Origin of the sequence: Cupriavidus lacunae, assembly GCF_003353055.1 — a bacterium.
GTDB classification, from domain to species: Bacteria; Pseudomonadota; Gammaproteobacteria; order Burkholderiales; family Burkholderiaceae; genus Cupriavidus; species Cupriavidus lacunae.
The window spans coordinates 1-7,515 of the sequence record NZ_QKWJ01000158.1 but is presented as its reverse complement, the minus strand read 5'-3'; the positions used below and the strand labels follow the sequence as shown (position 1 = coordinate 7,515).

Annotated in this window: 6 protein-coding genes and 1 pseudogene; 6 read left to right on the top strand and 1 reads right to left on the bottom strand. The window is 61.9% G+C overall.

Annotation, left to right across the window (positions count from 1 at the left end; translation table 11 throughout):
- Nucleotides 1-948: 948 nt before the first annotated feature.
- Nucleotides 949-1,359, top strand: a complete 411-nt coding sequence (locus tag DN412_RS41545; RefSeq protein ID WP_161564129.1) for a cupin domain-containing protein — start codon at nt 949-951, stop codon at nt 1,357-1,359.
- A gap of 322 nt (nt 1,360-1,681) precedes the next feature.
- Here DN412_RS41545 and DN412_RS41540 read toward each other — a convergent pair whose 3' ends face one another.
- The gene (locus tag DN412_RS41540; RefSeq protein WP_341868109.1) at nt 1,682-2,179 is read right to left on the bottom strand and encodes a MarR family winged helix-turn-helix transcriptional regulator; all 498 of its coding nucleotides are present in this window, start codon (nt 2,177-2,179) and stop codon (nt 1,682-1,684) included.
- A gap of 371 nt (nt 2,180-2,550) precedes the next feature.
- Between DN412_RS41540 and DN412_RS41535 the strand changes: the two genes are divergently transcribed.
- From DN412_RS41535 to DN412_RS41515, 5 genes and pseudogenes are all read left to right on the top strand, one after another.
- On the top strand, nt 2,551-3,915 hold the full coding sequence (locus DN412_RS41535; RefSeq protein ID WP_244223089.1) for an MFS transporter: 1,365 nt from the start codon (nt 2,551-2,553) through the stop codon (nt 3,913-3,915).
- A gap of 100 nt (nt 3,916-4,015) precedes the next feature.
- Nucleotides 4,016-5,707 (top strand): FAD-dependent monooxygenase, encoded by a 1,692-nt coding sequence (locus tag DN412_RS41530; RefSeq protein WP_115216812.1) that lies wholly within the window; start codon nt 4,016-4,018, stop codon nt 5,705-5,707.
- Between the two features lie 21 nt (nt 5,708-5,728).
- Complete coding sequence (locus DN412_RS41525) at nt 5,729-5,923, top strand: DUF2783 domain-containing protein (RefSeq protein WP_115216811.1); 195 nt, start codon at nt 5,729-5,731, stop codon at nt 5,921-5,923.
- Between the two features lie 67 nt (nt 5,924-5,990).
- Nucleotides 5,991-6,461, top strand: a pseudogene (locus DN412_RS46185) (tyrosine-type recombinase/integrase); the annotation flags it as partial.
- A 267-nt stretch (nt 6,462-6,728) separates the two neighbouring features.
- Entirely contained in the window at nt 6,729-7,082 is a 354-nt protein-coding gene (locus tag DN412_RS41515; RefSeq protein WP_425267496.1) for a ProQ/FinO family protein, read from the top strand.
- Nucleotides 7,083-7,515 lie beyond the last annotated feature (433 nt).

Sequence of the window (7,515 nt, the reverse complement as noted above, 5' to 3'; positions counted from 1 at the left end):
GCAAGACTCGGTTCCGGCTGCTGGCTAGGCTTTGCCGGGAGGGATTCGAACCCTCTGAACTCCAACAAGTGGTTTCCGCCAGGTTCGGCTTCCCCCACTACCAGATTTATCCTGGCGCTACCTTACTGAAGCCTGAATCAAAGTCATGCCGCCTATATGCCGGATGCCGACTGGACCGTCAACAGGCATCGTCCAATCTTGTCCCGAAGCTGTTGGGCTCTTCGGTTTTGACATCGATTATCACTTTTACGACACGTCATCAGCGGTTCACTCGCGTTCGTCTCTTTGACTCCCACCTGCCGGGGTTCCCCCCCGACTTTTCCAACAACGCTCACCACGAGGGCTCTTTACCCACGCAGCTTGTGGCGGTTTGAAGCCTGCTCCCGCAAGCCGACTCCGAGGGGCCGTCCCTCATCTTCAGTAAAGCATCGTGAACATCGGTCAGCTGATGCTCACGTTCTTGGCACACATTTCATGAAAGTGAAATTATAATCGGAAACGTGATTGCCTGTCTTCCATGCGGGGGGCTGCCTTATGCTAGCCAGCGACTATTGGTTGAGGATCAAGCTTGGCGATTAATTGCATTTTAAGGTCGGTGTAATGGCTTGGCCTAGCACCCTGCGACTTGAAGGACATTCAGCGACTTCGTGTGGCGAGTTCGGGTCTCTCGTCAAGGTGGTTCCTGTGGAGAACGTATCAAAGTCTCTGCGCCTCTGACTGCCTCGCGTTCGGTTTGGCCGCATGCCCATTCCCAAATTCCAGATTCTTCCCCCAAGCCGATAGGGCCGAGCTTCTGCCGTTGGTGTGATGAGGTTCGATCGGCCGAAACTGGCCGGCCAAAAGCCGCCCGTGGCCATTACGTTTCACTTGGTCGGCTATGCTGAAGCAATGACATGACTTACCTAACGCCTCTCTTGTAGCGACACATCTGGTCGAAGGAGAATGATGATGTTAAAGCTGAAGCTCGCAGTGGTTAGCGCTCTTGCCACAATTGCCACGTTGGGCTCGGGACCGTCCATGGCGCAAACGCCAGCGCCCAAGAAATTCGCTGCAAACACGCTTCAGGAAATTCCCCTTGGAGAACTTCCGCCCGGGAAGTGGAATATGACCGCGACCATGCTGGTCGTTGAACCCGGTGGCGAGATTCCTTTTCATGTGCATAAGGGTCCAGGGCTCCGCTACGTATTGGAGGGGGCCATTACCATCACCTGGAAGGAGGGCAAGACGCAGACTTTCGAGGCCGGCTCCACGTATTTCGAAGGAAGAGGCGAGAACCATCCGGCCGGCACTATTTCTGCAAAGAACACCGGCAAGGTGCCGTGCCGGGTAGTGATTGTTGAGCTCGTTCCCCAGGAGTAAGTCGCGCCTAACCCTTCAACCGAACCTGTGCGAGAAGCAGCGCGGGCCGGCAAATTTGAAAGTTGAAGGGCCGGTTCGGAGCAAGCCGACTGGCTCGCAACTGGCGGAGGTCGCTTGCCGGCCATCTTCGGCCGTTGGCCTCCGTTACAGCAGGGGGACAGTGGAGCGTCGGGTCCAGCAGACAGCGGGCATTCGCCGCGTCAGTACCCCGTCACGTTTTCGACCATTCCTACTTGGTTTGGATCGATATCTCTCGAAGCCACAAAGAGACTGGTCCTGGCGGCGCGCTGTGGTTGCAGCATTCTCAGGAATGACACAAGCTTCAGGACGAGGCAGCTTTACCTCGAAGCTTGGCACTGATGTCTTTCGAGGCATCCGACTGTTTAGTCGCACCACTTTCCGGCCCATCGGCACTCTCCCGTGCATGCGAGACCAGGCGCTCAAGCAGTCGGTCAAATTGCTGCCGCTCGGCGGGGCCGAGGCAGGAGACGATCTCGGCATTGCGGCGCTCGATCAGGGCCATCGCCCGCAGCCACACCCTTTCTCCTTTGGCTGTCAGCGTCAGGACAACACCGCGACCATCGGTGGCACTCGCGTCCTTGTGCACCAAACCTTGGTCGACTAGTGACTGCGCAGCTCGGCTCGCCGGCCCCTTGTTCAGGTTGGCGCGACGAGCCAGATCATTAACCGATAACGGGCTGAACGAGCCGATTGCGGCCAGGCACCGCCCCTCGTGCATCGGAATGCCGACTTCCGCTTCGTAGGCTAGTTGCGTAACCCGGTCGGTGAGTTTGGAAAGCTCGTGCAGGCGATGTGTCAAGGTGCGGTCGAGGGCGACGGGCGTATATCTGGAGGCCACCAGCAGATACCTCTCAAGGCGAAAAATATGATCAAAGGACTATACGGCCACTTGGTTGCGGACACAACCTAGCGGCTCGCCGATGCCAGTTCGGGTGAGACCCAGTTGCAGCCTATGTTTCGCCCACATGGTTGCGCGAGCAACTAGTATAAACCCCCATGCCGATTCGCGCTCCGCTGACGCATACTAGTTGCGCGCACAACTACAATCATAGAACGTGTCTGATAATCGCTGCGCCAGACCAGCCAGGATCGGCCAGACATCGAGTTATGTGAGGTCGTCGTATTCGTCATCCATCCAGCCGACGGCAGCGCCGTAGGAGACAAGTTCCCGTGAGATCGCCCAGCGCAGCCCCCCAAATCGTGGACGACACCGCAACGTCGACCGCAAGCCACTCCCCCGCCGAAGCTCAGCGCATCATTGCCAAGGTGTCGCGCCACCTGCTTTGGTTCCTGTTTCTTTTGTTTGTTGTGTCGTTCCTGGATCGCATCAACATCGGCTTCGCCGGCCTCACGATGATGAAGGACCTGGGCCTGACCAGCACCCAGTTCGGCCTGGCCACCACCCTTTTCTACCTGGCCTACATTGCCTGCGGCGTGCCGAGCAATGCCATCCTGGCACGCGTTGGCGCGCGACGCTGGATTGCGACGATCATGGTCGCCTGGGGCTTAGCCTCGACTGCCACCCTCTTCGCCACCGATGCGCAAACGCTGTATTGGCTCCGCGTGTTAGTAGGCATCACGGAAGCGGGCTTCCTGCCGGGCATGCTGTTGTACCTGACCTTCTGGTTCCCTGCGGCTTACCGGGCCCGCGCCAATGCGCTGTTCATGATCGCCATGCCGGTCACGGCCGCTTTCGGTTCGGCCGTCTCCGGAGTGATCCTCGGCATGGATGGCCTGTACGGGCTCAAGGGATGGCAGTGGCTGTTCCTGCTTGAAGGGCTACCCGCCTCGGTGCTGGGCGTGATTGTCTACCTTTATCTCAATGACACGCCTGCGCAAGCGCGCTGGCTTTCGCCGGGCGAGAAGCAAGCGCTAGCGCAAATGCTGGCTGCCGAGCACCGGGCGGACCCGCTGGCGCAGGCACGTGACGAAAAGCCGCGCAGCCTGTGGTCCGAGTTGACCTCGGCCACGGTGCTGAAGTTCTCGCTGGCCTATTTCTGCCTGGTCAACAGCCTCGCCATGGTGGCTGTGTGGACGCCGCTGATCGTCAAGAGCTTCGCCAGCGGTGCCAGCAATACGACCATCGGGCTGCTGGCGGCGATTCCCCAGGTATGCACGATCATTGGCATGATCTGGTGGGGCCGACGCTCCGATCGCGCGCAGGAGCGCCGCTGGCACACCGTGTTGCCAATGCTGTGCGCGGCGGCGGGCTGGCTGCTCACGGCGTATTCGTCGCATCCTGCATTGCGGCTACTGGGTGTGTGCCTGGCTTCAACCGGGGCCTATACCGCGATGTCGATCTTCTGGACCACGCCGGACCATGTGGTGAGCTTCGCCGCGCGTGCCTTGGGCATCGCGGTCATCAACGCTGCCGGCAACCTCGGCTCTGCCCTGAATCCACTAGTCGTGGGCTGGCTGAAGGACGTCACGCACAGCTTCAACACGGGCCTGCTCTACGCGGCGGCCCTCCTTGTGGCGGGCTGCGTGATTTTCCTTGTCTTGCCGATCCCGCGCACACTGAGGCCGACGCCTTGACTGCGAATTCCATTGCCGGCTACCGGGTTACCCGGGAAGCTGCGTGGCTGCCGAGATCGATGCACCACGCTCCTCAATCCATTGAACTGAAGTGAAATCCATGCATCAGCCCACCACCGAAGCCCGTCCTTCGATCTACTACGACTACGAGGTGTTCAGGCCTTGGCTGCCATCGGCCCACCCGAAGCAGGAACGCAAGAAAGTGGTCATCGCTGGGTCCGGCCCGGCGGGCATGGTCGCTGCCCTGGAACTGGCCCGCCATGGCGTGCCCAGCGTCGTCGTCACCTCGGAGCTGCAGGTGTCACAGGGCAGCCGCGCTATCGTCTTCACGCGCCGCTCGATGGAAATCCTGCAGCAAGTGGGCGTGGCGGATCGCATGACCGAGAACGGCCTGCCCTGGCGTTTCGGTAATTCATACTACGCGGGCCAGCTCGTCTTCCGGATGGAAGCCCCGCACGACGGCGACGACCGCTTCTTCCCGATGCTAAACATCCAGCAGCAGTACATGGAGGAGTACCTGATTGATGCCTGCAGGGCGAACCCGCTGATCGATTTCCGCTGGGGCAACAAGGTAGTCAACGTCGAACAGGTGGCCGATGTCGCGCGCGTCGAAGTCGACACGCCGGAAGGCCCCTATTTGCTGGAGACCGACTGGCTGATCGCGGCCGACGGCGGCCGCTCCGGCATCCGCACTGCAATGGGCTTGCAGATGGAGGGCGCTTCCTACGAGGGCTTCTTCGTAATCGCCGACATCAAGATCGATTTGCCGCTGCCGACGGAGCGCCTGGCCTACTTCGACCCGGACTGGAACCCCGGCAACACCATCCTGATGCACCGCGAGCCACACGGCATCTGGCGCGTGGACTACCAACTGCCTGCCTGCGAAACACCCGAAGACGCGCTTAAGCCTGAGTCACTCAAGGCACGCATTGACGCCCAACTTGCCATGATTGGCCATGCCGGCACCCCCTGGGAGATGGACTGGTGCTCCGTGTACTCCGCCCGCACGCTGACACTGCCCGATTACGTGCACGGCCGCGTGATCTTTACTGGCGATGCCGCCCACCTGCTGCCGATCTTCGGCGTGCGCGGCGCCAACACCGGCTTTCAAGACGCGCAATCCCTGGGTTGGCACCTGGCCTTCGCGGTCAAGGGACTGGCCAGCCCGAAGCTGCTGTCGAACTACAGCGCCGAGCGTGTCGGCGCCGCGCGAGAGATCATTGATGAAGCGGGCAAAAGCACGCGTTTCATGGCGCCGCCGAGCCAGGGCTTCCGACTGCTGCGCGACGCCGTATTGTCGCTCTCGCTGACCGAGAAGTTCGTAGGGCCCCTGTACCACTGGCGCACCTCGCGACCGCATGAGTACACCGGTTCGGCACTCAACAGCCCCGGTGATGACAACGCGCTGTTCGTGCACGGCCCGGCCCATGGAGCCCCGCCGCAGAATATCCGGCTGGCACCCAACGACTACCTGCTCGATCACCTGGGTAGCGGCTTCGATCTCCTGTACTTCACCGACGCCGCAGCCATTCCCGAATCGTTACAAGGCGTAGTGGCTGCCACCCGAGAGCGCGGAGTGCCGCTGCGCGTCATCGCCGTTGGGGCCGCCAAGCCGGTGACCGGCGCCGACCTGACAATCGCCGACGCCGACGGCCATTTCCGCCGTCGCTACGGGGTGCAGGCCAGCGGCGCGGGCTATCTGCTGCGCCCCGACCAGCATGTATGCGCCCGCTGGCTGACGCTGGACGCCACGCGCCTGCAAGCCGCCCTGAACACCGCCCTGCCCCAGTGAAGACCCATTAGGAGAGAATCCATGATTGCCCCGCACAAGACCTTGAGCGTCCCCGGCCTTGAAGCCGTCTATGACGCCCTGGCCACCGCCATCGATCAGGCCGGCGCCGACAAGGCGCAGCTTTTTCTGGTCAAGCTGGCCCTGCTCAACGCCAATGCGCTTGGAACACAGGAGCAATTTCAGCAGCACGTGCAGGTCGCGCTACAGAATCTGTAATAGTCGACCGGACTGGATGCCGTGGTGAAGATCAATGCCGTCCAGGAGCATGCACTGCGGCGGCCCGCGCTTAAGAGCACGTCTTTTCCGCTGCCGCTGGCTGTGCACGGTGCTCTATCTGGGCGGGCTGCGGGCGTCGGAAGTCGCGGGCAGGCCCCCCGTTCTTCTGCCGGCGCGACGCCCCGGGGCGTCGAGCGCTGGTGGCTCGAGGTGAACGCCAAGGGCAGCAAGACCAGGCTGGTGCCGGCCACCGACGAGCTCGAACTGGCCCGCTAATGTCGCGCCCTCCCGGCTGCGGCCCACGCCGCAGCCCGGGGAAGTGCGCCCGCTGTTACTGCCTGTGATCGGCCGCGAGAAGGCCCTGTCGCGCGGGGCGCTGGACCTGATCCTCAAGGAAGTGTTCGGCCTGGCCGCCGAGCGCCTGCGCGCGCACAGCCCAGAGCTTGGCCATGCCTCGATCGCCACCACCGGCGCGTACCCGCAAAGCGACGAGGATGCGCGGCATCAGGCCACGCAGGGGCGGCATCGGACCGGGTAGACCCGCAACAAATGAGGTGCGTCCGCGTGCCAAGTAGCGCTCGTCCTTCCCGCCCCCAGAAAAAGATGAGCCGCAAGCTGCAAAGCGATTGACAGAGGACTGCTACAATCACCGCGGGTATGACTCCGCTGGACACGATGGGCTTCGAACGACTGGCGGCACTGAAACAACAACTGGCAGCACAGACAAAGGCTGCGAAAAGGGCAAAGCCGGCTCGCGCACAGGTTGCCGCTTCGGCCCAGCCCCACAAAGCCTGTCGATCCAGTGGTGCACGCCATCGCCAAGCTGCAAAACCGCTTCCCGCAAACCTTTCCGAAAAACCCTGCACCCAAGGTGCCGCTCAAGATCGGCATCTTCGCGGACCTCGTTCAACATGCCCAAGAGCTTGTCCTGAAGGAGGCGGAATTGGGCGAGGCGATCCGGACCTGCTGCCGCGGCACCCGCTACTGGACCTGCCTGGTTGAAGGCGCGTCGCGGGTGGATCTGGCTGGCCAGGAGGCCGGGAACGTCGATCACGCCGATGCGAAACGAGCGCAGCAGCTGCAAGCCGGTCGTGCGCCAAGAACGCGACCAAAGCCTGCGAATGTGCCAAGCCGAGCTGGTCCTGGTCGATGCCCCTGACGTCTGGGTATCGGCAGCGGGCCCGGCGAAGGCGCGCAACAATCTATCTCAGGGCCACTGTACCAGCAGGGACGCCCTTCTCACGCGACCTCTTGGCCGACCTCGGCCACGTCAAACCCGGTTTCACATCACTCACAAGCCGCATCCGAGGGTTACGCCTGGGCTGATCACAGCGCCGCGCGACTCCTCCAGCCAGGCGTGCCGTTCCCACGCCGCGTCCTCGCCGATCCTGGCCGCATGAGCCGCTGCCTGTTCGAGCCAAGGCGCATGCGTCTTGAGAACACCAGCATAGTCAAACCCAGGGCGTTCTCTAGTGTAGCGTTCTGTTCTTGATGGAACTTATATGAATTCGGCGTCTCCAATGCGCTACTGCGACACAGCGTGGAGAGAGCGAGTGCGAGTTGCCCCCGAGATCATGTTGACCGACGAGGAG